The organism is Bordetella sp. 02P26C-1 (assembly GCF_009763255.1).
In the GTDB taxonomy this organism is placed as follows: domain Bacteria; phylum Pseudomonadota; class Gammaproteobacteria; order Burkholderiales; family Burkholderiaceae_B; genus Bordetella_A.
In genome coordinates, this window is record NZ_WSJB01000006.1 from 1 (window position 1) to 24,602 (window position 24,602).

Here is a 24,602-nt window from a genome sequence, read left to right on the forward strand (position 1 = left end):
CATGACGGCCGCATCCGCCAATGTGGCTCAGCCTGCGCCCGATACGCCCTCGGCCAAGATGCACTTGAGCCCCGTGGGACGCACGCTGCTGCCGCTGATCGATGGGTTTCCGCAGGGCGCGGGGCCGGTGACGCAGGCGCAACCCTTGTTCGTCACCGCCGTGCTGTCCTTGCGCGCGCAGGCGGTCGCGGCCGCTGTGGTCGAGCCCGCGGTGCGGGCAGAAGCGAGCAAGCCGGCCGCGAGCCCGGCCCCTGCCCCACCCAATGCGCCGGCGTCCATAGACAATGCGTCCGAAGCGAGCTTTCTCAAGCCGCTTTCGTCCGCGCTGACTCAGGCCTTGATGGTCGTACTGAAGGGACAAATCGTTCAATCGGGTTTGTTCTATGAATCACATCTGTTAAAGCAGCTACAAGCCGGCGCGGCCAAACTGACGCCCCTGGAGGATGAGCCCCAGCAGCAACGCCCCTTACCCAAAGCTGATGACCTCGAGGTACGTGAGGAGTTGCGCCCGCTCGTGCGCCAGCAGCTCGACCTGCTCGCCGGCCAGCCTATTCAGTGGCAAGGACAGGTGTGGCCCGGCGCAACCATGCGGTGGGAAATTTTCGTACCGCCTCCCGAGCGCGACAACGACGCTCAAAGTCAGCCGGAAGCGGACACGGGAGATCGCGCTTGCAGCACGCGTATCGCCCTGGAATTGCCGACGCTGGGCGCGGTATCGGCCCGAATCCGAATCGCTGGCCCGCACGTCGATATTCACCTGGATGTGACCGACGAGGGCGCGATACTCGCAGAGCGTCTTTCCACGCTGCGCGAAACGCTGGAATCCGCCGGAATGCGGCCGGGCGACATTACTCTTAAACGCGTGGATCATGACGACGCCTGACCGACGAAAAGCAGTCGCCCTGCAATATGAAGCGGGACAAGCCGCGCCCAAGACCATCGCCAAAGGCAATGGCGCCGTGGCCGAAAGCATCATCCGCATTGCGCGCGATAACGGCGTGTTCGTGCATCAGTCCCCGGAATTGGTCAGCTTGCTGATGCAGCTGGATCTGGACCAGCAAATACCAGAATCTCTCTATGCCGTCATCGCGGAGCTGTTGGCCTGGGTTTATGCCATCGACGCCCAGCAAGAGCGGCAGGAGGATTAGACAACCGGTCTGTCCGCCAGAGCCGTCCTGGCGTGATCAACCGGGGCCATGCCAGAAGCCATGGGCGTAACGTTGGACGCGATGCCTTACAGCGGCATACTGGCGATCGTTTGATACGCCGACACCAGCTTGTTTCTGACCTGAACCAACGATTGAAAGCCCAGACTGGCCTTTTGCATATCGATCATCACGTCGTTCAAGGTCACGCCGGGCGTACCCAGCTCGAAGTGGCGCGCTTGCGTCGTGGCGTGATTCTGCGCGGCGGACACGCGTTCGACAGCCAGTTTGAATTCGGCCGCAAAGCCCGGTGCCGCGGCGCCGGTCACATCGTCAGTGCGCTGCATGGATGGCGGGCGCGGCGCGGCCATGGAGGCCACTTGATTCATCTGGGAAAGGACAGACTGGATTGAGGCGATCGGAGCAGACATATCCAATTTAGCGGTTCGGAGACAGCCTGCACTGTAATACCGGTGCGTGTTTTCCATTGCGTTCAACAGCCCGGGAAAGTGCGCCTTCTTCTAGCTTTTATCCGTTTCATCCACTCGCCGCGGCGATTTTGGCGACGGCGAGAGAAAGGCATGAAAAGGCACTAAAAAGCCGCTTTACTCCGGCCTTGGGAAATCAGACCGCCACCGCATAATGCCCGCTCACTGACCACCGCTGTGCAGTATGTCTGACCCCACCCAGAATTTGAACTCGGCCATTGGCGCCCCCGGCCGCGGGAGCGCACGATGAGTCGTTTCCAGGAACTGACTGAACGTTTTCCCGTCCTCAAGCGGGTGGCGGATCTGTCTCGGCCCGTGCAGCTGGCCGGCGCGTCGGCGTTGGTGGCCCTCGTTGTGGGCGCGGCGATCGCGTTCAGTTCGCCTGACTATAAGGTACTGTTCTCCAACCTGGGCGATAAGGACGGAGGCGCGATCGTATCCGCCCTGGACAAGCTGCAGGTCCCGCATCGGTTCTCGGACAACGGTGGCGCCATACTCGTGCCGGCCGATAAAGTGCATGAAGCGCGCATGAAGCTCGCCGAGCAAGGCCTGCCGCAGGGCGGCAATGTCGGCTTCGAGCTCATGGAAAGCCCGAAGTTCGGCGCCAGCCAGTTCGCAGAGCAGGTGACTTATCAACGCGCCATCGAAGGCGAACTGGCCCGCTCAATCGAGGCCATGACCTCGGTTGAGACGACGCGCGTGCATTTGGCGATCCCCAAGCAAACGCTCTTTGTTCGCGAACGCAAGCAGCCGACCGCGTCGGTACTGCTCACGCTGTCTCCAGGCCGTATGCTGGGCGATGGCCAAATTGCCGCCATCGCCTGGCTGGTAGCCTCGAGCGTGCCGGATCTGACGCCAGAGAATGTCTCGATCGTCGATCAAACCGGCCGCCTACTGTCGTCCAAGGCATCACTAGGAGGCTTGGGCGCCAACGAGACGCATCTGCGCTATACCAGCGAACTGGAACAGCGCACCGCGTCGCGCGTGCTGTCGATCCTCACGCCTATCGTGGGCGCGGGCAACGTTCACACCGAGGTCAGCGCATTGTTGGACTTCAGCGTGCGCGAGCAGACGTCCGAAACCTATCGCCCCAATCAAAAGCCTGAACTCGCCGCCGTTCGCAGCGAGCAGACCAACAATTCGGCACAGCGTGGCGTGCTGCCCGCCATGGGCGTGCCCGGCGCGTTGGCCAATGAACCGCCGCCCGCACCCGCGGCCGCTGTCGTGGCGCCGCAGAATCAGCAAAACGCGGACACGCAAGAGCGTGGGCCTAGCAGTACCAATATGAGCTCGACCGTCAATTACGAGGTCGACCGCACCATCAGCCACATCAAGGAATCCGTCGGTCAAATCAAACGCCTGTCGGTAGCCGTCGTCGTGAACTATCGCACCGACGAAGAAGGCAAGCTGCAACCGCTGGACGCCACCGAGATCGAGCAAATCCAGCATCTGGTCAAAGAAGCTATCGGTTATTCCGAGACGCGCGGCGACACGCTGAAGGTCGCGAATGTTCCGTTCAATAACGTAGAGCCCGCGCTGCCGGTTTGGAAAGACCCGTTCTATCTGGATCTGGCTCGCACCGCCGCGCAATACCTGGCCCTGGCGCTGTTGCTGGCGTTCCTGTGGTTCAAGATCGTCAAGCCGCTCATGCGCGCTCGTGACGAGGAAATCGCCCCCTTGCCCGCGGTCGAGATCACCCCCGCGCCCGCAGAGACCCAAAAACAGATCGACTCGTATGAGGACAATCTGAACGCTATCCGCGAAATCGCCAAGCAAGATCCCCGCGCGGTCAGCATGGTGATCCGCAACTGGATCAATGACAATGATGAGTAAGTCCGACTCGCTAAGGAAAGCCGCCATTCTGATGGTGGCGCTGGGAGAAGAATGCGCGGCCGAGGTGGTCAAACATCTCAATAGCGACGAGGTGCAGCGCCTGGGCACGGCCATGGCCACCATGAAGCAAGTCACGCGCTCGGAAGTCAATCAAGTTATGGAAGAGTTCCGTACCGACGCGGAACAGTTCCTGTCGGTGAGCCTGGGATCGGCAAGCTACATCCGCGACATCCTGACGCGCGCCATGGGGCCGGATCGCGCCGCCGGCATTCTGGAAGACATTCTGGAAAGCGGCAATGCGGTCAACGGCATCGACGCGCTCAATTCGCTGGAGCCAACCGCGATCGTGGAGCTGATCAGCGAGGAACATCCGCAGATCATCGCCACCATCCTCGTGCACCTGGACCGGGACCGCGCCTCGGGCGTGCTGACCTTGCTGTCCGAGCGTTTGCGCAACGACGTGATCCTGCGGATCGCGACCTTTGGTGGCGTGCAGCCTTCGGCCCTGTATGAGCTGACGGACGTCTTGAACGGCGTTCTCTCGGGCCAGAGCGCCAAGCGCAGCAAGCTGGGCGGTGTACGCACCGCAGCGGAGATCCTCAATGCCATGAACGGCACCGAGGAAGCCAAGGTGTTGGCCGTACTGCGCGAACGCGATGCGGAGCTGGCGCAGCGCATCCAGGACGAGATGTTCGTGTTCGACAACCTCGCCGATCTGGAAGACGCCGCGATCCAAATGATTCTGCGCGACGTGGATGGCTCCATCTGGCCCATCGCGCTCAAGGGTGCCAAGGAAGAGGTCGTCAATCGCATCCTGGGCAATATGTCCCTGCGTCAGGCGCAAATGATTCGCGAAGACCTGGCAGAACAAGGGCCGATCCGCCTGTCCATCGTCGAGGCAGAGCAGAAGAAGGTTCTGGAAGTCGCGCGCCGCCTCGCCGACGAGGGCAAGATCCTGCTGCACAGCGCGGGAGACGATTCGTATGTATAAGCGTCCCACGCCTCTTTTTAAACCCGTCACGCCACCGCCGACCGTGTTGTCTGACCGGTCGATCGACTGGTCGCGCTGGACCATGGCGCCGATTGCGCGCCACGAGGAAGAGGCCGAACGCGCCGAGCAAGCCCGTGACCACGAGCTTGAACAGCAAGCGATCCGTCAGCGTGAGCAAGAGGATGAGCTGGCACGGCTACGCGAACAAGCTCGCCAGGAAGGCTACGCCGCCGGGCGGGAGCAAGGCCTAGCCGAGGGGCGCGAGCAAGGCCGTGCCGAGGGTCACGCCGAAGGCTATGCCGCCGGCATGGCAAGCGCTACCGATATTCAGCAGCAAACCGCGCAACAGCTGATGGCCCTGTTGGACGCAGCCCAGCAGGAAATCGTAGACCTGCGCGAGGAAATCGGCCAGTCGTTGATCGCAATGGGCGTGCGTATCGCAAGCCATATCGTCGGTGTGCAGCTGGCTGATCCGGGTCCCAGTCTGCTGGCCGCCGTGCGTCACATACTGGCCCAGCACGAAGGGTGCAACGGCACCATCACCTTTTACCTGAACGAAGCCGACCTTGCGCTACTGCGCCCGCTCGTTCAATCCGAACAAGGCGAGATGCAGGTGCGTCTGGTTGCCGCCGCCGATTTGAGTCGCGGCGACATCAAGGCGCGTACTGCTTATGGCGATATCGACGCCACGCTGAAAACCCGCTGGGATGCCGCCATGGCGTCCATCGGGCTGCAAGCGCCCCCGCCTGCTATTGACGCCGCATGATGACCGGGCAGCCAGTCAGCACCCTGGCACGTTGGCAGGCGCAGCTGAGCCTGGCGGCCGATCGCGTAGAGAAAACGCCGTTGTCCCGGGCGACCGGACGCATCACCAAGGCTACCGGCCTGATACTGGAAGCCACGGGGCTCGAACTGGCGGTCGGCGCCACCTGTAAAGTGGAGATGGGCCCGGATCAATGGATCCTGGCCGAGGTAGTGGGTTTTCACGACGAGACGCTGTACTTGATGCCGCAAGCCAATATCGCCGGTTTGCCTAAGAAAAGCCGCGTCATGCTGGCAGATTCCGCGCTGTCGCCGCGCGTGCCCTTGCCGGACACGGATCAGCCCGCGCCCGCCTCCGCGCCCGACCGTGGACAGGCGCTGCCCGTGGGCTGGTCGCTGCTGGGCCGCGTGGTCGATGCCAATGGCAAGCCGCTGGATGGTCTGGGCCTTTTCGATCAGGCGCAGGCGGCCTCGCTTAGCGCCGAGACGATCAATCCGCTCGATCGGGCACCGATCTCCTCCGTGCTCGACGTCGGGGTACGGGCGATTAATGGTCTTTTGACGGTTGGTCTGGGCCAGCGTATGGGTCTGTTTGCAGGCTCGGGCGTGGGCAAATCGGTGTTGCTGGGCATGATGGCCCGGTATACGAAGGCCGATGTGGTGGTGGTCGGCCTGATCGGCGAACGGGGCCGCGAGGTCAAGGAGTTCATCGAACAAAACCTGGGCAAAGACGGGTTGGCCCGCTCGGTCGTCGTCGCCGCGCCCGCCGACGTGTCGCCCCTGCTGCGCCTGCAAGGCGCGGTGTATGCCACGCGCTTAGCGGAGTTTTTCCGTGACGAAGGCAAAAATGTTCTGCTCATCATGGATTCGCTTACCCGCTACGCGATGGCGCAGCGCGAGATCGCGCTGGCGATCGGTGAGCCGCCCGCGACCAAGGGCTATCCTCCATCGGTATTCGCCAAGCTGCCCGCCCTGGTAGAGCGCACCGGGATGGGTGCGAGCGTCAACGGTCGCCCGGCGGGTTCGATTACCGCGTTCTATACCGTCCTGACCGAAGGCGACGACCAGCAGGACCCGATCGCCGATTCCGCGCGCGCCATTCTGGATGGTCATATCGTGCTGTCGCGCAGTTTGGCGGAATCGGGCCATTACCCCGCCATCGACATCGAGGCATCGATCTCGCGCGTGATGTTCGCCATCGTGCAGAAGGAACAGTTCAAACACGTCCACCGGTTCAAGCAACTGTTTTCCAGCTATCAGCGCAACCGCGATCTGGTGGCCGTGGGTGCCTACGTGCCCGGCAGCGATGCGCAGATCGACATGGCGATCGAGAAATATCCGTTCCTGGAGGCCTACCTGCGTCAGGACATCGACGAGCGGGTATCGGCCGACCAAGCCGCGCGTGAGCTGGCCAGCTTGTTTGCGGGAGTTCAACGATGAGTCAGGCGGTACCCTTTCAGATCTTGCATGACCTGGCGCAGAAAGCCATGGATGAGGCCTTCAAGGCAATCGGCCAGGCGATGGCCCGCCAGCGCTCGGCTGAAGAACAGCTGATCAAACTGCAGGAATACCGGCACGATTACTTGCGCAACCTGCAGCAGGCCATGCATGACGGCATCACGTCGTCCCAGTGCCAGAACACGCAGCGCTTTATCTCCACGCTGGACGACGCAATCGCCAAACAGTCCGGCGTGCTGGGTCAGATCCAGAAGCAGGTCGCGCAGGCGCGCGAGCGCTGGATGACCGAGCGGCGCAAGGTGGCGTCGATGCAGGCGCTCATCGAGCGCGACGCGAAACGTCAAATTCTGGTGCAAGCCAAGCTCGAACAAAAAGCCAACGACGAGTATGCAGCCCGCTCGCATCGTCGCCTACAACTCGCATAACTCCACGCAACCATGACCACTGTCTCTCCTCCCCTAGCGGTTGTCCCGAACGCCCCTGCGGCGTCGCCTTCGCACACGGGCAATCATGCAGATGCGAGTCACTATGGGTTTACTCAGCTCTTTGACCAATTGCGTGTACGACAAGACGATGCGAATGCCGCGCGGCAAAGCGAGCGCGGCAATGAGGACAACGCTGAGGACCCCGCTTTGACTGCCGCTGAAATCGCTGACGGCGCGGAGTTTGTAGAAGTGGCAGACGACGCCATACCCGAATTCGCGTCCGAGCAACAGGATGAAGCCGATGTCTCGGCGGCCGTCAACTTGACTGCCGTTATGGGGCCTGGTGAGGCCCAAATAGCAGGTGGACGCGAGCTACCCGCCCCTGCCACGACACTGTTGGACACGGCTCAAAGCAGGAACGCCGACGGCCGCTGGTCACCGGACGCACCGCATAAACCGGCTATCGACAACGCTCAATGGAACCTGACGACGACGGCATCGGGCTTATCCGAGAGCGCTCTCCAAAACGCTGGCCAATCACCTTCCGCGCACCCACCTCAGACCCAGGCGCTCGCGACTGACCCGATGTCAGCCGCATCCGAGTTGCCTCTGGGTCCGGCTGTGACCGGATTCCTTCATCAGACACAGCGAGAGCTTCGTCCTAATGAAACCCTCGCGCGTACGGTCAAAGCCGCCAAGCAGCTCGGGCGCCAACTGCCCGCCGACGGCATATCCGCCAGGGCAATCCGACAAGACCCCGACACGCCCAAACTGGATCTCCGGACGCAGAACTTTGTCAACACACTGGAAGCTTCCGTCGCGTTGAACCGGAATTTTGCGCGGAACACGGCCGCCGAGCAGAGCGCCGTCGCGCCAGCGGCCGCGTCCATGGCAAACGCGGATCTGGCCTCCGCGGCGACAGCCATGGCGAGCCAACCGGCCACGAGCAATGTCTTCGGCACGCCCTCTCAAGTCGCCTATCTTGGCGTGAACACCCCGGTGCTCCATCCCGCCTGGGCGCAAGCCATGAGCCAGCAGGTGCTCGCTTTCTTGAAAATGGACGAATCGGGCAACCAAATCGCCCAACTGCGCCTGGATCCGCCCGAGCTTGGGCCGCTGCGAGTCGCGATCGCGATTAAGGACGGTGTCGCCACGGCGAACTTTGTCTGCGCCAACTCGGCCGTGCGCTCGGCCGTGGAGCAGGCGCTGCCCGAGCTCGCATCTCAGTTACAGGACGCAGGCCTGTCGTTGGGCCAATCCAGTGTGGGCGAACATGAGTCTCGCGAATATGCGGATGCACAGGGATCGTCCGGCGGAGAGGCTAACGGGGCGCCTACGGACAAGCGGCCCAATGGCGTGGCAAACGCCTCCGTCGACGACCTGACGCCAACACACTCGGCCAAACGCCAGGCCCTCGGGCTGATCAATGCCTACGCCTAGGGACGGCTAGCGACGACCAAGCCCGCGCTGGCAACGCGTTAGACCGCCCAGGCAAACGCCAAAGAAAGGGAGTTTTTCCGGCGTTTTTCCCGTCCATACAAATACCTGGCTTCATTCACAATGCACACCATCGAATGAAACCATTCACCTTTCCGCCACGTTAGCCGTATGGACAAAGAGAAGAAATCAGCAGGATTTGGCAAGACACTGATGGTCGCACTGGTCGGCCTGTGCGTCGGTGCTGGTGGCTTCTGGTTCTATACGCAAAGCAACGCCAAGCCGATCGCCGCGCTGTTTGAAACCAGCGCGAAACCCGTGGAAGAGGCCGCGCCTGCCCTGCAGTACGAGCCGATCTTTCTAGACATCGATCCGTTTACCGTGACGCTACGCAATAGCATGGAGTCGCGCGTGGTCTATACCAGCATGACGCTGCGTATCGCCGACGAAAACAGCAAAACGCGTCTGATGAAGTATTTGCCCGTGGTGCGTAGCCGCATTCTGACCGAGCTGAACAACATGGACCCCTCGGCGTTGAGCGACCGCGCCGAGCTGGACAAGCTGCGCGAGCGCATCAAAGTCACCGTGGCCGCGCCGATCTCGCCGGAACCGAATCCGCAACGTGTTGACGAGGTGCTGCTCACGTCGTTCATGGTGCAGTAATCCATGTCGTACGAGAGTTTTCTTTCGCAGGCCGAAGTCGACGAGCTGCTGGCTACCGTCTCCGGCGATGAGCCTAAATCGGGGGACACGCCACAGACGCCGTCGCTAGACGGCGTACGCGCCTATGACCTCAGTTCGACCGACCGCGTCGTACGCCGGCGCATGCAGACGCTGGAACTCATCAACGAACGATTCGCTCGTCGTCTGCGCCATGTGTTTCTGAACTTCATGCGCCGCAACGCCGATATCTCGGTGGGCCAGATACAGGTTCTGAAATACGCCGAGTTCGAGCGCAACCTGCCGGTGCCGAGCAACCTGAACATGGTCAAGCTCAATCCGTTGCGGGGCGTGGCGCTCTTTGCCTTCGATCCGATGCTGGTCTTTCTTATCATCGAAAGCATGTTCGGTGGCCAGGCGCGTAGCAACACCCGCGTCGAGGGCCGGGACTTCACGGCGACCGAGCAGCGCATCATCCGCCGCCTGCTCGATCACACGCTGGCCTGCTACACGCAGGCATGGGAAGGCATTTATCCGCTCGAATACGCCTATGTCCGCTCGGAAATGCACACCAAGTTCGCTAGCGTGACCAGCGCGCACGAGGTGGTCGTGGTCACGCCGATACGGATCGAATTCGGCTCCATGGGCGGATCGCTGAACGTCTGCCTGCCCTACTCGATGATCGAGCCGATCCGCGGGCTGCTGACCAATCCCTATCAGGAAAGCGGCGAAAGCTCTGCCGACTCACGCTGGTCCAAACAAATGTCGAATCAGATTCGACAAGCGCAGGTGGAGCTGGTGGCCCAATTCGCCGAGCTGAACTTATCGCTGGGGGATCTGATGCGTCTGGAAAAAGGCTCGGTCATCCCGTTTGAACTGCGTGAATCCATCACCGCCTATGTCAACGGCGTACCCGCATTGAAATGTGGCTACGGCACGTCCAACAAGCACTACGCGCTAGAGGTGCAGGAGCACCTGGAAGCCCCCTCTTTCGATTATCTGTCCGAGAACCAAGATGTCTGATCTCAACGAAACGCAAATCAGCGCCGACGACGTCGACGAGGCGTTCAATGGTGCCGCCGCCACGGCGAATCAGGACGCGATGAGCGAATGGGAGCAGGCATTGGCCGAGCAAGCTCAAGCGACCTTGCCGGCGGCCGCCGAGCCGGCAGCCACGGCCGTCCCGCCCGCCCAAGTCTTCAAACCCTTGGACGCGGCGGCCGGAGCCAAGCTCGGCGAAGGCTTCGACATCGATATGATTCGCGATATTCCGGTGCAGCTCAGCGTCGAGCTGGGTCGTACCCGCGTCACGATTCGCGAGCTGCTGCAGCTGAATCAAGGCTCTGTGGTCGAACTGCAAAACCTCGCTGGCGAGCCAATGGATATCTATATCAATGGCTACCTCGTCGCGCAAGGCGAAGTCGTGGTCGTGGGCGATAACTACGGCGTACGCCTGACCGATATCGTGACGCCTTCGGAACGCCTGTCCCGTCTGGCCGCCAAACGGTAAGACGATGGACTCCCTCGCGCTAGCACGCATTTTCCTAGCGCTGCTGTTTGTCGTAGCGCTGATCCTCGCCTGCGCCTGGCTCGCCCGGCGTAACGGCGTGCGCATCGCCGGAGCGCCGCACACCGCACTGACCGTAACGAACCGGGTATCGGTGGGTCCACGCGGCATGCAGGTAATGGTGGTGGAGGTCGAAAACCAGCGCCTCGTGCTGGGCGTCACGCCGGGCTCGATCAATGTGCTGCACACCTTGCCGCCACGCGCGCCTGGCGAGGCGGTACCCGTCCCGGCCACCTCGGCCCCCGCGACGTTCCAATCCATACTTCGCAACATCTGCGGACGAAAAGCATGAGTTGCGCAAACTCTGGAAAGCACTTGGCCGCCAGCCTGCTGTTGATCGGCATGCTGATGCTGCCCACCAGCGCCATCGCCCAAGCAGCGGTGCCCGCGTTGACCATGACGCCCAACGGCAACGGCGGCGAAACCTACAGTCTGAGCATGCAAACGCTCATTCTGTTGACGTCACTCACCTTCCTGCCGGCCGCGCTGCTGATGATGACGGGTTTTACCCGGATCGTGATCGTGCTGGGTCTGTTGCGTAACGCGATCGGCACGCCCACCGCGCCGCCCAATAGCGTCCTGATTGGTCTATCGCTTTTTCTGACGTTCTTTGTCATGTCGCCGGTGATGGATCAGATCTATGAAAACGCCTATAAACCACTAAACGACGGCGCCATCACGTTCGAACAAGCGATCGAAGCGGGCGGCAAGCCTCTGCATAAATTCATGATCGAACAGACCCGCGAGACCGATCTGCTGCTCTTTGCCGATATGGCCGGGATCACGGAGGTATCCGAGCCCGAGGCCGTCCCGATGCGCGTCTTGATTCCGGCGTTCGTCACGAGCGAGCTCAAGACGGCGTTCCAGATTGGCTTTTCGATCTTCATTCCCTTTCTCATCATCGACCTGGCCGTGGCCAGCGTGTTGATGGGCCTGGGCATGATGATGGTGCCGCCGGTGACCATCTCGCTGCCCTTTAAGCTCATGCTTTTTGTACTGGCCGATGGCTGGCATCTGTTGCTGGGTTCACTGGCACGCAGTTTCTATCAATAAACAGGGACGATTGAAATGAATTCCGCCACCGTCATGAGCATGACGTATGAGGCGATGCTGCTTGCCCTCTCGATGGCCGGGCCGCTGTTGCTCACCACCCTGGCCGTGGGTTTGATCGTCAGTATTTTCCAGGCGGCGACCCAGATCAACGAGATGACGCTGTCGTTCATTCCAAAACTGCTGGCCGTCGGTATCGTCCTGGTGTTGACCGGACCCTGGCTCATCGGCCTGATGGTCGACTATATCGAGGCGCTGTTTATTTCCATCCCCAAGATGGTCGCCTGACCGTCAGGCCATGATCGAATTCAACCTGGATCAACTCTACGGCTGGATCGGTGCATTTATCTGGCCGTTTTTTCGGATCGCGGCCTTTGTGGGAACGGCACCTGTCGTCGGTGATTCGGCGGTGCCCGTCTATGTCAAGGTGGCCTTGGCCGCGATTCTCAGTTTCGCCCTGGCCCCTCTGACAGGCGACATTCCTGTTATTCCCCTGGGCTCTCTCGCCGCCATCGGCGTGATGGTGGAGCAGATTCTGATCGGCATGGCACTGGGCCTCGTGCTGCGCTTTGTCTTCGGCGCGGTCATCATGGCCGGCGAGCTGATCGGGCTGCAGATGGGCTTATCGTTCGCCTCGTTCTTCGACCCGGCCAGCGGCGGCAATACCAGCGTGATGGCGCGCCTGCTCAACGCGTTGGCGATACTGGTGTTCATCGCCGTCAACGGGCATCTGGTCATGCTCTCTGGGCTGGGCCGCACGTTCGAGATGCTGCCAATCGCCGGGCCGCGCCTCGATTTAAACGGCATCGGTGTGGTGGTGGAGTTCAGCGTGACGTTGTTCACGATGAGCGTGGCGTTGGCATTGCCCATGGTGATCGCCCTGTTGGCGATCAATCTGGCCATGGGGATACTGAACCGCACCGCGCAGCAGCTATCCGTGTTCGCTGTCGGTTTTCCCATTACGCTCACGGTCAGCCTGCTGTTGCTGACGGTATTCCTGCCGCAGATCAATGATTTCCTGGACCGCCTGTTCCTCGATGGCTATACCGCGATGAGCGAGGTCGCCCGGGGCTTTGGACGCTGAAATTGACCATTGGCGCGCGCAACATAGCCCGAGACCGCTCAGTGGTCCCGGCGTAAGATGCGTTATGGACCGTCAAAAGACGACGACTGCGCGAATGCAGCCTTCATGTTCTCCTCGATCTGGGCCTGGGTCAGCTCTTGTCGATGGGTGGCCACTGACCACTTGTGCCCCAACGGATCCGTCAGCTGTCCGTAACGATCTCCCCAGAACATATCGGCAGGCGGCATGGTGATGGTCGCTCCGGCGGCCTGTGCTTGCGCCATCACCGCATCGACATCCTCGACATAGAGGTGCAAAAGCACGGGCGATCCTTTTAACGCGCCCGGGCCGAGGCCGCCACACTCGGGAAATGCGTCGGCCAGCATCAGCGCGGAATCGCCGATGCGCAGGCACGCATGCGCAATGCGGCCGTCGGGGGCTTTCAGCCGCGCTAATTCCACCGCATCAAAAGCACGGACATAAAACGCGATCGCCTCGGCGGCACCCTCGCAAACCAGGTGAGGCGTCAGACTATGCATTCCTTCGGGTATGGGTTTTACGCTGGTCATATCAAGCTCCGCAGGGGCACTTACGCCTGGACGAGCGTACGAAATCCGCCCCAGGCCATGCGCGCCATATCCACTACATCCTTGCACTCTTCCGGGTTGAGACGCGGGTCGGCCATTACGGCGGCATTGATGCGATCGCGTTCAGCTTTTGAGGGATACACAATCCAGGCGAATATCACGACGTCGTTCTCCCCCGCCCTAGCCGCCTGAGTAAACGAAGCGAATTGCGGGTCTGCGTTCAAATCGTCGGCCACGCACTCTCGATAATCCAGCGCGCCGTACTCCTTCCAGATATCCCCCGCGCGGCTGGCCATAGCCCGGTAAGCATCCAATTTAGCTGAGGGTATGGCAAGCAGGAAGCCGTCTACGTACTGTTCAGTCATGGCACTTTCCCAGATAGGTGACCGCTAGGCCGAAGGACCCAATGTAGTGGGAATCGCGCCCCCCGACGACGGGGATTTGCGACATTTTTGCAGGTGGATCGCGACAGTCGCCCGCAGTATGCTGCGTGTATGAAAAACGTCGCCTTTCTACTGCCTGGCGCGGCCAACATCGCGGCGCTGGAGAACGCGCGCCAGGGCTTTATGGTCGCTAATCAGTTTCGGCAAGCACAGGGCCTCGATCCGCGGTTCGCGGTGCGACTGTTAGCGTCTACGCGCGAAGTCCGGCTGGACCAGGGGCGTATACAGATCCAGGTCGACGCCGTGCTGGAGGATGCCGGTCCGGTGGATATTTGTATCGTTCCGCCACTGCTCGCGCCCGGGCCGGAAGCGATCGCCCAAGAGGCAGCCATGATCGCGTGGCTGGCGCGGCACTACAAAAACGGCGGCGAATTAGCGTGCCTGTGCCTGGGCGCTGCCTTGCCCGCCGCCGCGGGCCTGCTGGATGGCCGTCAGGCGGTGGTGCACTGGGCGGCGCAGGCGGCCTATGCCCAGTGGTTTCCCAAGGTGCAGTGGATATGTGACCGCATCGTCAAGGAGGAACGCGGCCTGTACACCAGCGGCGGGGCATTTTCCGCCGCGCACTTGGTTCTACATCTGATCGAAAAATATTCGGACCGCGACACCGCGATCTGGTGTGCGAAGTTCTTCCAGCTGGATTGGAGCCGCCATACCCAGTTGCCGTTTGCCGTTTTCATGGGGCACAAAGCCCATCACGATGAGGCCGTACTGGCGGTCCAACAGCATATCGAATCGCGTTATGTCGAGAAGCTGACTGTCGACGCATTGGCGAGACGCCACGCCATGGGCCGTCGTACCCTGGAGCGACGCTTTCGTCAGGCCACGGGCACCAGCATCGTGGAGTATCTCCAGCGCACCCGCATCGAGGCCGCAAAAAAGCATCTGGAAAATTCGCGTAAAACCGTGGCCGAAGTGATGTACGAGGTCGGGTATAACGACAGCAAGGCGTTTCGCGAGATATTTGTCAAATACTGCGGCATGTCGCCGGTGGCTTATCGCGAACGATATCTTTTATAAGCACCGGCGATGCACGGCTATAGCATGGCCGCTATTTGGTGGGCGGCTCCAACAATTGTTCGTTGCTGCCACCCTTGAACATCGCAGTGATGACGTGTTTGCGCATGCGCCACACGCCGTCCTGGCATTTGACGAATTCGCACTCTTCATCCGCCACCATGATGGGCGCGGCGGCTGGCAACACCGGCACGCCATCGGCGGCGTAAACACTCAAGGCCGCTTTCACCGTTGCCACATCCGGGCCGTGCAACGTCACCCGCACATTGCTCATCAGGTGGCGGATCAGGCGTGCGCCCCTGGCATTACGGAATTTGTAATAGTCCAGGATCGGCTCATGGCCTTCCCAACGATGACTCAGCATTTGATACACACAGTCTTCGGTATAGAAGTCGGCCGCTTGCATGGCATCAGTCTGGTCGATCAACCACCAGTAGTCGACAAGCCGTTCTTGGACGATATATTTTTCGACGATCTCGTTGCTGAGCTGATTACTACGTTCCACAAAACACCTCTACTGTTTGAACTTCCGGCGACACGCCGATGTACCGGCTCGGCGTGCTCACGACGGCTGATTTATTGTTGCAGCACGATGTTGGAGCTTTTGGCGACCGTTCCCCACTTCTGGCGTTCAGCGTCCAGGAAACTACCGAACTCGGCGGGGCTACGTACCAGGATCACGGCATCGGAGGCATCCATGCTGGCTTTGAACTTCGGGTTCGCGGTCCCTTCGCGAAGGGCGGCGTTCAAGCGTGCAATGACCGGCTCGGGCGTGCCCGCGGGCGCGACGATGCCATACCAAAGCGCGACGTCATAATTCTCAATACCCAGTTCCGAGGCGGTGGGAACCTCGGGCATCTTGGGCGAGCGTTGCGGCGACGTGGTCGCCAATAGCCGCACCTTGCCATCGCGCGCGAACTGCTCGCTGGTCATCAAGGTGGTCAGGATCATATCGACGCGGCCGCCCATCACGTCCACCAGCCCGGGGCCCGTCCCTTTGTAAGGGATGTGAGTCATTTCCGTGCCGGCTTTCGAATTGAATAACTCGACGGCGAAGTGACCAGTACTCCCTGTACCCCACGAAGCATAGGACAATTGCTTGGGATTCTTTTTCGCGCGGGCAACGAACTCCGTGAGCGAAGGGGCGCCAGTTTCGCTATTGACGGTGACGAAGAGCGGGACCGACACGATCGAGCCGACCGGAGCAAAGTCCTTGTCGGCCTTGTAGCGCAGATCTTTATAGACGTTCGGGTTGATCGCCAGGGTTTCGGCGGAAGCCACCATCAGCGTATAGCCGTCAGCGGGTGCTCGGGAGACATATTCGGCGGCAATGATGCCGTTCGCGCCGGGCTTGTTCTCGACGATGACCGATTGCCCCAACACACTGCTCATTTGCTCTGCGGTCAGACGCGCCATGGAATCTGTAAAGCCGCCTGGGACGAAGGGCACGATGAGCTTGACGGGTTTTTCGGGAAACTTCGGTTCCGGTTGCGCGGCCTTCGCGGGAAGTCCGATGGTGGTGACTGCTGCGCACAACATCCCAAGGATGAATAACGACTTTTTCATACTCCACTTTCCTTAAAGGCGTGGCCCGTCGACCTATAACGGCCACTACGTCAGAGAAACTTTGGACTGCGTTATTGCGGTGATCTGCACTGCGGCGATTCATAAACATCCCACGCCGTCAGACCTGAAAGCTGCTGAGAAAAAAATCGCTATAGTCTATCGACTAGCGATAATGAACTTCCGTTAGACGATATTTAGCTTCAAACGCATACGTTTTGTCAATAAATTGGCGAGAGCGGGCGCGGGGCATTTGCCCTCATTGACTTTTCGTCGAAGTGAGATTTTTTACGCCCGTGCGAGGGGTGGACAGATGTGCGTCAACCCGCAGCACGTCCAGGTATCTCAGGCGTGCTAGCCCGCCTGCGGGTTCGCGTGGCAAGGAGACAGGGGTTCAGGGAACCTATGGGTTTTTCGGGGCACTCACTTCATACCAACACGTTCGAACAACCATCCCGTCGCCACGCCATCTATGCCCGATAAGCAGCGCACGCTTCACACCGGCACAAGCCGAAGCGCAGTAAATGAGCACGACCACGAATTCGAAGCCTATATCGCCAGGATGCAGGCTCGGCTGCTTACTTGCGTGGGCGACAATGGCCTTTTCCAAGCTGATACGGAAGGGCTTTACGACGCGTTTCTCATGGGATTTCCACCGGAGGATCGCCGCTATCACGACTGCAGCCTATGCCGGCGATTTTTCGAGCGCTACGGCGGCCTTGTCACCATCGACAAACAGGGTAAAACCCGCTCAGCGCTCTGGAACGTCGCGGATGCGCCAGCCCAATATCGCGAGTCGGTGCAGCAGGTGTTAAGCCTTATTCAAGAGGCAGGTGTGCGCGGACCCTTCTCCTACACCGACACATCGTGGGGCGTACCCTTGGCCGGCGGTTGGCAGCATTTCGCGTTGAACGGGCCGGACGCGCTGATTCACAAATCGACCGTACAAACCGCTAATCAACGAATGGCGACGGCGCGCCGTGACTTTCGCGTCCTGGCCGATGCCCTGCGCATGTTTGATTCGGCTGCCGCCACACAAGCCGTGGCGCTGTTAAAGACGGATTCGCTCTACCGGGCGCAGCGAATCCTGGAAATGGCGCAGTGGTTCGCCGATCTGCACGTCGCGCTACGGGGCGAACGCGGCAAAGTCCGCGACAACTTATTGTGGCGCGCGGTGGCCAGTGCACCGGCCTGCTTTTGCCACGTGCGAAACACGATGCTCGGCACACTGCTCCAAGACATCGCCCATGGCATACCCTTGGACGCGGTGGCTTCGCGCTTCGCCCAAAGAATGCATCCGCTGCGCTACCAACGCCCACAATGCGCGCCAACAGAAGGAAATATCGCGCAGGCCGAAAAACTGGTGGAGAAGCTTGGCATCGCCCGATCTTTGAAACGCCGTTACGCACGACTTGAGGAGATCCGGACGTTATGGACGGAATGACGACGGAATATCGTCTGGACCGATGGGATTGAACGCGACTACCCTTTTGACGAGCTGCCCGGGCGATCGACGACGAATCGTGCGCCTCTATCCGATCAAAACGACTCCCACTCATCCATCGCCGCATGATTGCCAGTCACCGGGCTCATGATTTTTGCGTTGGACGGTGCCGTGGCTGATGTATCGGGCGCGCTGGTAGCTGCCGTAGCGGTTGGCGTGCGTTGTTCTTTCCGGGGGGCCGCCGAAGATGCTGCCGCCTCACGAGGGCTGCGCTTGGAGGCCTTGGTTTTCGGCTTGGCCACGGATTCGTCTTTCTCGGAACGCGACGTCGCTTGCGAGGACGCCATCGCCCCTTTGCCGCCGCCGATCAAACCCAACGCTTTATCCTTCAACAAGATCGCCTGGTTGCCCGCCTGCTGCACCAGACCCGCGTTGCGCTGCATCACGTCGTCCATCTGCGACACAGCCTGATTGATTTGATCGATGCCGCTGGCTTGCTCGTTCGAAGCCGAGGCGATCTCGCCCATGATGGTGGTGACCTTGCCAATCGAATCCACGATATCGCTCATGGTTCGACCTGCATGTTCGACAAGCGCATGGCCGTTTTCCACTTCGTTAGTGGCCTGATCGATCAGCGTCTTGACTTCCTTGGCGGCTTGCGCGCTGCGCGAGGCCAAGTTTCTGACTTCGGATGCGACCACCGAGAATCCCTTGCCCTGCTCGCCGGCACGCGCTGCCTCTACCGCGGCATTCAAGGCCAGGATGTTGGTCTGGAACGCGATGCGATCGATGACGGACACGATTTCCGAGACCTTGCGCGAATGGGTGCTGATGCCATCCATAGTCTGAACGACCTCTTTCATGACTTCGCCGCCCTTTTGCGCGACTTCCGACGCGCTACGCGCCAGGACATCGGCCTCGCGGGCGTTGTCGGCGGTCTGCGTCACCGTGCTGGATAGCTCCTGCATGCTGGCGGCGGTCTGTTGCAAAGCAGAGGCTTGATCTTGCGCACGCGATCCCAGATCGATGGTGTGCTGAACGATGTTGTCCGACTGCGTGGCAATCTCGCCCAAGGCGGCTCGCCATTGCTCGAGCGCACGGGTGTGCGCTTGGGCCAGTTCGTTCACGCTTTCCTGCAAGCTAACCCAGTTTGCCGTGGGCTCTTGTCCGCCATGCTTGCTGGTTGCCTGCAGCGGTTCGAGCAACGCGGCATGCAGCCGCTTTAATGGAACAAGAAAGGCCTGCCTGAGATAACAGGCCAGGCCGGCCGAGGCCAGCACGATGAACGCAATGGAAAGGCCGACATACCATGCCGCGCGCGCCTGCGCGTCGTTAGCCGCAGCAGCTGTTCCCGCGTCGGCGACCGTTGCGCCTTCCTGCCCGAGTAAACCGGCGAACGCCACTAACAGCACGAAACCACTGGCAAGAAAGGCCGCCACCACGACCGCAATACTTTTACGCACTGACATAGGAACCACTAGCGATTAATGAGGAACATGCTGAGGGATTGAATCTTCTTGAATGCGAGCGACGCGGCCTCCAGGCCGGAGCGACGCATTTCCAGATTCATCGTCGAGGTGTACAGATCCAGATCCTGCAGGCGTGACAGCTCGCTGGCATAGCCCAGCCCGCGTTGCTCGCCGCTGGCATCGAGCATCTCGATCTCGCTCAATCGGGCGCCCAGGGACGAGCGGACGGTGAGTACGGCGTTGTAGTTCGCGTTGATGCGCGCTGACGACTCGGACATGACGTTGCGCAGGTTGGCTGCCGCCACCGGATCTCCCGATGTCGGCGTGGCCAGCGCGGCGGCGAGTTTGTCCAGCGTATCGAAGATGTTTACGTCCTCGCCCTGAACGGACCGGACCTCGAAGCGATCGCCATCGGCCGGATCACCCGCCAACTGCACCTCCATGCCACCCGGCAGGGTGAGTCGCGTGGCACCCGCGTCGTACGCCGTGGGCCCGAAGGGGCCATCGACGAGCTCGCCCGCCTTATTGAATACGGTGATCGTATGCTGTGCGGGTTCGCCGGCGAACTCGATCACAAAGTCCATGCCCACGTTCGCCCCGTTGGGATCGGTGATTACTGCGTCGGCAATATGCGCGGTCCCACGATTCGCACTGGCAGCCGAGGTGATATAGGTACGATCGCCGGGTGAAGCCGTCATGAAGAGGGTTTTGCCATCGTCGGCCGTACTGACCTGCCGGGTCTGATCGATCTGAACCAGACGTTTGCCCTGATCGCCTTGCCATTGCACTTGGCCACTGCTGCTGGCATTAAAAGGCACGCGGGTGCCTTGATAGCCCGAAAACAGGTACTGCCCGTTGCCATCGGTGGCATTGGCCAATGCCAACATATTCTCTTTGAGGTTGCTGAAGACGGACGCGAGCGTCTCGCGGTCAGCGTCGGACATCGTGCCGTTACCGGCCTCGGTCAGCCGAGTCTTGATTTCCACCATCAGGTCCGTGACGGCATTCAAGGTGTTTTCTTCCAGCGCCAGGTTTTGGCTGGCCACCACGCGGTTATCGGCCAGACGCTCGTTCAGCGACTTGGATTGCGAAACATTGATCGCCTGTGCCGCTGCCAGCGGGTCATCGGCCGGCGTGACCATGCGGCGTCCGGAGCTGATTTGCTGATAGACTTGCAACAGCTGCGTCTGCTGTTTGCCAATGGCGTTGATCCCGGACTGATAAAACTGATTGGTGCTGATACGCATGGTGAATGCCTACTCTTGTATCGATTTGGCCGGAGCGCGTTAAGCGCGGATGCCGATCAACGTGTCAAACAGCGAAGCGCTGATTTCGATCAGCTTGGAAGCGGCCACATATTGTTCTTGAAACCGGTCGAGGTTCACGTATTCCTCATCGAGATTGACGCCCGACACGGCTTGCTGCGCCGAGTAAGACTGCTCGATCAAGGCGGCCTGAGCCTTGGCTTCGGCGCTATTCTGTTGCGTATGAACGGCGACCTTGTTGACGATCTGCGAGTACGACTCGTTGAAGTTCATCGTGCCCCCGCCCAGGATTTTGGCGGTCTGTAACGCTGCCAAAACGAGCATGTTGTCGCCGTTGGCCGAGCCGCCTTCGAGCGAGGCGGCCGCGAACTGGTCGGGAGTGGCGAGGGCCACTTGAAGCTTGCCCCCGGCGTCACGCGTGGGCATAAGCTTCCAGCTGTCGCCCGCCAAGGGGGCACCACCGACTGAAACCGTCATGCCATCGATCTGCGCGTTATCGAGCGACGCGCCGAAAAGTACCTGCACATCGTCGGGTTGACGCGTCACGCGGAAATTGGCGCCATCGAATTTAATGTCGTAGTCCGAAGCGCGTAAATCGCCAGCGCCATCCGGATTAATGGAGGCGGTCAGTTGGCCAGTACCGCGGTTTTGCGCATTGGCAACCTGATCGGGCTGGCCGAACAGAAACATCGGCGTCCCAGGCTTACCCGTTAAATCCAGACCCTGAATCTGCTGGGCATTCATGGCAAGCGCAAGGCCCGTTGCCAGCTGCCCCAGCTGGCGTTGCACAGCATCGAGATTCTCGTCGCGATAGGTCAGCAGTCCCGCCAGCGAGCCGCCCTGGATCAAGCCTGCGTCCAACTCGATCAGCGCCTCGCCGTTGCCTGCTGGCACGCTGACGTAGACCGACATGTTGCGCGGGTCTGCGTCCGACGGCTTCGCGGTCAAGCCATAGGCATCGGCACCGGACACCACCAGCTGGCCGTTGCCGATGGTCAGGGTGTATTGACCGTTGTGCTCGAGCACATTGACCCTGGCCAACAGATTCAGGTCGGCGACCTCTTGATCGCGCTGATCGAGCAAATCGTTCGGCACCTGGCCAGTTGAACCTTTCGCGATCTCGATCTGCTTGTTCAGCTCGGCCACGCGATGCAGATGCGAATTAATCTGCGTCACGACGGTCTGGACCTGGCCATTCACATCGTTGCGCTGATTATTCAGAAAGGTGTTCATCTCATTGAACTGACCCACCATGCTCTGCGTGCGGCCCAATAACTCTTGGCGTGCCGCCGGATCGGCGGGCGTGCTCGCCACGGCCTGAATCCCGTCGAAAAACTTCTGCATGGCGGGCGAGATGCCAACCGTGTTGTCCGCGATCAGATTGTTGATCTGACCGACTTGATTGCCATAAGCCGCCAGCATTGCGCCCTTGCTCTGCGCGCTGACAAACTGGTTGCTCAAAAATGTGTCATACGACCGACGTACCGTATCGATCTGCACGCCGCGTCCGAGAAAGCCACCGCCCGTTGCCGTCGCGCCCGCCGTCGAGACAATGACCGACTGGCGGCTATATCCCGGCGTATTGGCGTTGTTGATGTTATGCCCGGCCGTGATCAGGCGAGCACGCGCGGCGTTCATGGTGGACAAGCCAAGTTGGGACAGGTTCATGGTTTTCTCTATACGTCTGGGGGGCATGCCAGCCGCTGAGGAGACGGCCGACACACCTACTACTCTTTATCGGCACCGATCCGGAAAACTTTAGCCAGACCGCATGCGTTTATTGTGTCGGCTTGAAATACGCCATGATTCCGATGAGCTTTTCAGCATATTGGGGGTCTGTGGCGTAACCGGCTTTCTGCACCTCGATGGCCGCACGCTGCGCATTCGGTGCTTGTTTTACGGCTTCGTAGCGCGGGTTTTCGGTGAGCAGCCGTGCGTAGTCGTGCAAGGACTCTTCATACGAGTCATAGGCCCGGAAAGGCTGCACGACTTTGCGCGGTACGCCATCGACAAACTCGGTGGTCGTGACATGCACGACCTTGCCATTCCAATTGCCGGTGGCCTTGATGCCAAAGAGGTTATGGCTAGGTTGGCCGTTTTCGCTGCGTATCTCGCGTTGGCCCCAGCCGGATTCCAGCGCCGCCTGACTGAGAATCAACTCGGTGTGAATACCACTTTTCTGTGCCACTGCGGCCGCGGCGTCGCCCATTCTGCGTACAAAGGCCGAGACCTTGTCCGCCGCGTCTTGTACCGGTTCGATCCGAGAGACGATGCGCTTGGCCGTGCTGACCGTTTTTTGTACGCCGTTTTCCAATAGATCGAGCAACTCCGAAATCGAGCCCGCCACATTGGGGCCATCCAGCGGCATACTGGATCGATGCTGCGGCAACCGAGTCGATTTGCCTACGACGGGGTCAACGGGCTTGGATTCGCCTGACGCCTGCGGCTTGTTGACGTTCATCAGCTCGACGAGCGCGGCGGATAACCCCATGCCTTGGCCCGACGCCAGTTCCAGGGCCATTTGCTCGTCGCCCATGCTCTGGATCATCTTGGTCTGATCGCTATTCCACAGGCCGCTATCTAGGCTACTTTGCCTAGCTTGCTTTAGCAGCTGTTGGATGAATAGCGCCTCGAACTGCCGAGCGACCGCCAGCTCGCTCTCTTTGCTGTTGGCGGAGGGATCGTCGGACAGACCTTTCTTGATCTTATCCAACGTGCTCGTGTCAAAGACAAAGGACGCGCCCCTGCCCGCAGTGCCAGGGCGTGGCGTGTAAGGCGTGAAAGACATACGACGAAAACTCGCTTAGATAATTTCGAGATCAGCGCGCAGCGATCCGGCGCTCTTTAGCGACTGCAGGATCGAGAGCAATTCCTGCGGAGAAGCCCCCAGCGAATTGAGCGCCTTGATCACATCGGTGAGTTTGACACTGGTTTTGACTTCCTTGAGCTTGCCGGGTTGCGATTCCATGCCGATACGCGTGGTGGGCGCCACCACCGTCTGGCCGCCGCCAAAGGGCGTGTCGGGTTGAGATACGGCCACGCTCTGATCGATGACCACGGACAGGCTGCCGTAGGCGACCGCCGCCTGATCCAGCGTGACGGTCTGATTCATCACCACCGAACCCGTGCGCGCATTGATAATGACCTTGGCGCGTGCTGCCGCGCGTTTGACATCGATGTTCTGCAAGCGGGCCAGGAATGCCCCTTGGTTTTGCGCGTCGCGCGGCGCCCGCACCTCGATCACGCGACCATTGGCCGCCATGGCGGTATTGGGTCCCATCGCGACATTGATGGCATGAACGGCGTTCTCCAGCGTGCCGAAGTCGGTATCGTTCAGCTCCAGGCGGATGATGCCGTCCCGGTTGACCTGAGTGGGAACGGTGCGTTCGACCACCGCGCCATTGGAGATGATCCCCCCATTTAGCTGGTTGACCTGCACGCTGGAGCCACCGGCTTGCGCGCCGGCGCCACCCACCAGAATGTTGCCTTGCGCGAGCGCATACACCTGATTGTCGGCCCCCTTTAAAGGCGTCATCAGCAGCGTGCCGCCGCGCAGGCTCTTGGCGTTGCCCATGGAGGACACCACCACGTCGATATTTTGACCGGGCTGTGCGAAGGCCGGCAATTGGGCGGTCACCATCACGGCAGCCACGTTCTTGAGCTGCATATTGGTGCCCTGTGGCAGCGTCACGCCCAGCTGCGAAAGCATATTGGTCAGACTCTGCTGGGTAAACGGCGTCTGGCGCACCTGATCGCCACTGCCATCCAGGCCAACCACCAGGCCATAGCCGACCAACGGATTGTCGCGCACGCCCTGGATGCTGGCCAGGTCCTTTAGCCGTTCGGCATAGGCGGAGGGCGCGCCCAATAACGCGAGCCCCGCGATCAAGGCGACAGCGATCCGCATGACTCGATTCGGTTGCGATGCAATCATGGCC

Annotated in this window: 27 protein-coding genes; 17 read left to right on the plus strand and 10 right to left on the minus strand. The window is 60.5% G+C overall.

Features of this window, described 5'->3' with window-relative positions; all coding sequences use genetic code 11:
* Together fliK and GOQ28_RS04420 are read left to right on the plus strand one after the other, a co-directional pair.
* A partial coding sequence (fliK, locus tag GOQ28_RS04415) for a flagellar hook-length control protein FliK (protein WP_160355588.1) occupies positions 1-883 on the plus strand: 883 nt, incomplete at its 5' end.
* Positions 870-1,148 (plus strand): EscU/YscU/HrcU family type III secretion system export apparatus switch protein, encoded by a 279-nt coding sequence (locus tag GOQ28_RS04420; RefSeq protein ID WP_160355589.1) that lies wholly within the window; start codon positions 870-872, stop codon positions 1,146-1,148. The genes fliK and GOQ28_RS04420, both read left to right, overlap by 14 nt.
* A gap of 86 nt (positions 1,149-1,234) precedes the next feature.
* Here GOQ28_RS04420 and fliE read toward each other — a convergent pair whose 3' ends face one another.
* Entirely contained in the window at positions 1,235-1,534 is a 300-nt protein-coding gene (gene fliE / locus GOQ28_RS04425; RefSeq protein ID WP_442862076.1) for a flagellar hook-basal body complex protein FliE, read from the minus strand.
* A gap of 345 nt (positions 1,535-1,879) precedes the next feature.
* Here fliE and fliF point away from each other — a divergent pair, with 345 nt between their 5' ends.
* The 13 genes from fliF (at position 1,880) to fliR (ending at position 12,900) form a co-directional block, all read left to right on the plus strand.
* The gene (gene fliF / locus GOQ28_RS04430) at positions 1,880-3,466 is read left to right on the plus strand and encodes a flagellar basal-body MS-ring/collar protein FliF (protein ID WP_160355591.1); all 1,587 of its coding nucleotides are present in this window, start codon (positions 1,880-1,882) and stop codon (positions 3,464-3,466) included.
* Entirely contained in the window at positions 3,450-4,457 is a 1,008-nt protein-coding gene (fliG, locus tag GOQ28_RS04435; RefSeq protein WP_442862077.1) for a flagellar motor switch protein FliG, read from the plus strand. Before fliF ends, fliG begins: the two co-directional genes overlap by 17 nt.
* A complete protein-coding gene (locus GOQ28_RS04440) occupies positions 4,450-5,223 on the plus strand; it encodes a flagellar assembly protein FliH (protein WP_160355593.1) in 774 nt (257 codons plus the stop codon). Before fliG ends, GOQ28_RS04440 begins: the two co-directional genes overlap by 8 nt.
* Complete coding sequence (fliI, locus tag GOQ28_RS04445) at positions 5,220-6,659, plus strand: flagellar protein export ATPase FliI (RefSeq protein ID WP_160355594.1); 1,440 nt, start codon at positions 5,220-5,222, stop codon at positions 6,657-6,659. Before GOQ28_RS04440 ends, fliI begins: the two co-directional genes overlap by 4 nt.
* On the plus strand, positions 6,656-7,102 hold the full coding sequence (fliJ, locus tag GOQ28_RS04450; protein WP_160355595.1) for a flagellar export protein FliJ: 447 nt from the start codon (positions 6,656-6,658) through the stop codon (positions 7,100-7,102). Before fliI ends, fliJ begins: the two co-directional genes overlap by 4 nt.
* A 12-nt stretch (positions 7,103-7,114) precedes the next feature.
* Positions 7,115-8,542, plus strand: coding sequence for a flagellar hook-length control protein FliK (locus tag GOQ28_RS04455; protein WP_160355596.1), 1,428 nt, complete (start codon positions 7,115-7,117; stop codon positions 8,540-8,542).
* Between the two features lie 168 nt (positions 8,543-8,710).
* Positions 8,711-9,202, plus strand: a complete 492-nt coding sequence (locus GOQ28_RS04460; RefSeq protein WP_160355597.1) for a flagellar basal body-associated FliL family protein — start codon at positions 8,711-8,713, stop codon at positions 9,200-9,202.
* A gap of 3 nt (positions 9,203-9,205) precedes the next feature.
* Positions 9,206-10,222, plus strand: coding sequence for a flagellar motor switch protein FliM (gene fliM, locus GOQ28_RS04465; RefSeq protein ID WP_160355598.1), 1,017 nt, complete (start codon positions 9,206-9,208; stop codon positions 10,220-10,222).
* Positions 10,215-10,709 (plus strand): flagellar motor switch protein FliN, encoded by a 495-nt coding sequence (gene fliN, locus GOQ28_RS04470; RefSeq protein ID WP_160355599.1) that lies wholly within the window; start codon positions 10,215-10,217, stop codon positions 10,707-10,709. Before fliM ends, fliN begins: the two co-directional genes overlap by 8 nt.
* Before the next feature lie 4 nt (positions 10,710-10,713).
* Positions 10,714-11,058 carry a flagellar biosynthetic protein FliO gene (fliO, locus tag GOQ28_RS04475; protein ID WP_160355600.1) on the plus strand — a complete coding sequence of 115 codons (345 nt, stop codon included), beginning with the start codon at positions 10,714-10,716 and terminating at the stop codon, positions 11,056-11,058.
* A 50-nt stretch (positions 11,059-11,108) separates the two neighbouring features.
* Entirely contained in the window at positions 11,109-11,819 is a 711-nt protein-coding gene (gene fliP / locus GOQ28_RS04480) for a flagellar type III secretion system pore protein FliP (RefSeq protein ID WP_202109627.1), read from the plus strand.
* A 15-nt stretch (positions 11,820-11,834) separates the two neighbouring features.
* The gene (gene fliQ / locus GOQ28_RS04485; RefSeq protein ID WP_160348442.1) at positions 11,835-12,104 is read left to right on the plus strand and encodes a flagellar biosynthesis protein FliQ; all 270 of its coding nucleotides are present in this window, start codon (positions 11,835-11,837) and stop codon (positions 12,102-12,104) included.
* 10 nt (positions 12,105-12,114) lie between these two features.
* Positions 12,115-12,900 carry a flagellar biosynthetic protein FliR gene (fliR, locus tag GOQ28_RS04490; protein ID WP_160355602.1) on the plus strand — a complete coding sequence of 262 codons (786 nt, stop codon included), beginning with the start codon at positions 12,115-12,117 and terminating at the stop codon, positions 12,898-12,900.
* A gap of 62 nt (positions 12,901-12,962) precedes the next feature.
* Here fliR and GOQ28_RS04495 read toward each other — a convergent pair whose 3' ends face one another.
* Positions 12,963-13,448, minus strand: a complete 486-nt coding sequence (locus GOQ28_RS04495) for a VOC family protein (protein WP_160355603.1) — start codon at positions 13,446-13,448, stop codon at positions 12,963-12,965.
* Between the two features lie 20 nt (positions 13,449-13,468).
* Complete coding sequence (locus tag GOQ28_RS04500; RefSeq protein ID WP_160348445.1) at positions 13,469-13,831, minus strand: DUF1428 domain-containing protein; 363 nt, start codon at positions 13,829-13,831, stop codon at positions 13,469-13,471.
* A gap of 129 nt (positions 13,832-13,960) precedes the next feature.
* On the opposite strand from GOQ28_RS04500, the gene GOQ28_RS04505 reads away from it, so the two are divergent.
* On the plus strand, positions 13,961-14,926 hold the full coding sequence (locus tag GOQ28_RS04505; RefSeq protein WP_160355604.1) for a GlxA family transcriptional regulator: 966 nt from the start codon (positions 13,961-13,963) through the stop codon (positions 14,924-14,926).
* Between the two features lie 31 nt (positions 14,927-14,957).
* Here the strand turns inward: GOQ28_RS04505 and GOQ28_RS04510 are convergent, their stop codons facing one another.
* Together GOQ28_RS04510 and GOQ28_RS04515 are read right to left on the minus strand one after the other, a co-directional pair.
* Positions 14,958-15,428: a nuclear transport factor 2 family protein gene (locus GOQ28_RS04510; protein WP_160355605.1), complete on the minus strand. Its 471-nt coding sequence runs from the start codon at positions 15,426-15,428 to the stop codon at positions 14,958-14,960.
* Positions 15,429-15,499: 71 nt separating this feature from the next.
* Positions 15,500-16,489 carry a Bug family tripartite tricarboxylate transporter substrate binding protein gene (locus tag GOQ28_RS04515; protein ID WP_160355606.1) on the minus strand — a complete coding sequence of 330 codons (990 nt, stop codon included), beginning with the start codon at positions 16,487-16,489 and terminating at the stop codon, positions 15,500-15,502.
* Between the two features lie 469 nt (positions 16,490-16,958).
* Here GOQ28_RS04515 and GOQ28_RS04520 point away from each other — a divergent pair, with 469 nt between their 5' ends.
* Positions 16,959-17,930 (plus strand): hypothetical protein, encoded by a 972-nt coding sequence (locus GOQ28_RS04520; protein ID WP_160355607.1) that lies wholly within the window; start codon positions 16,959-16,961, stop codon positions 17,928-17,930.
* Between the two features lie 95 nt (positions 17,931-18,025).
* Here GOQ28_RS04520 and GOQ28_RS04525 read toward each other — a convergent pair whose 3' ends face one another.
* The 5 genes from GOQ28_RS04525 to GOQ28_RS04545 all read right to left on the minus strand — a co-directional run bounded on the left by GOQ28_RS04525 (position 18,026) and on the right by GOQ28_RS04545 (position 24,598).
* On the minus strand, positions 18,026-19,399 hold the full coding sequence (locus GOQ28_RS04525; RefSeq protein WP_160355608.1) for a methyl-accepting chemotaxis protein: 1,374 nt from the start codon (positions 19,397-19,399) through the stop codon (positions 18,026-18,028).
* A gap of 8 nt (positions 19,400-19,407) precedes the next feature.
* The gene (gene flgL, locus GOQ28_RS04530; protein ID WP_160355609.1) at positions 19,408-20,646 is read right to left on the minus strand and encodes a flagellar hook-associated protein FlgL; all 1,239 of its coding nucleotides are present in this window, start codon (positions 20,644-20,646) and stop codon (positions 19,408-19,410) included.
* Positions 20,647-20,685: 39 nt separating this feature from the next.
* Complete coding sequence (flgK, locus tag GOQ28_RS04535; RefSeq protein WP_160355610.1) at positions 20,686-22,332, minus strand: flagellar hook-associated protein FlgK; 1,647 nt, start codon at positions 22,330-22,332, stop codon at positions 20,686-20,688.
* Positions 22,333-22,441: 109 nt separating this feature from the next.
* Complete coding sequence (gene flgJ / locus GOQ28_RS04540; protein WP_160355611.1) at positions 22,442-23,452, minus strand: flagellar assembly peptidoglycan hydrolase FlgJ; 1,011 nt, start codon at positions 23,450-23,452, stop codon at positions 22,442-22,444.
* Positions 23,453-23,467: 15 nt separating this feature from the next.
* On the minus strand, positions 23,468-24,598 hold the full coding sequence (locus tag GOQ28_RS04545; protein WP_160355612.1) for a flagellar basal body P-ring protein FlgI: 1,131 nt from the start codon (positions 24,596-24,598) through the stop codon (positions 23,468-23,470).
* Positions 24,599-24,602 lie beyond the last annotated feature (4 nt).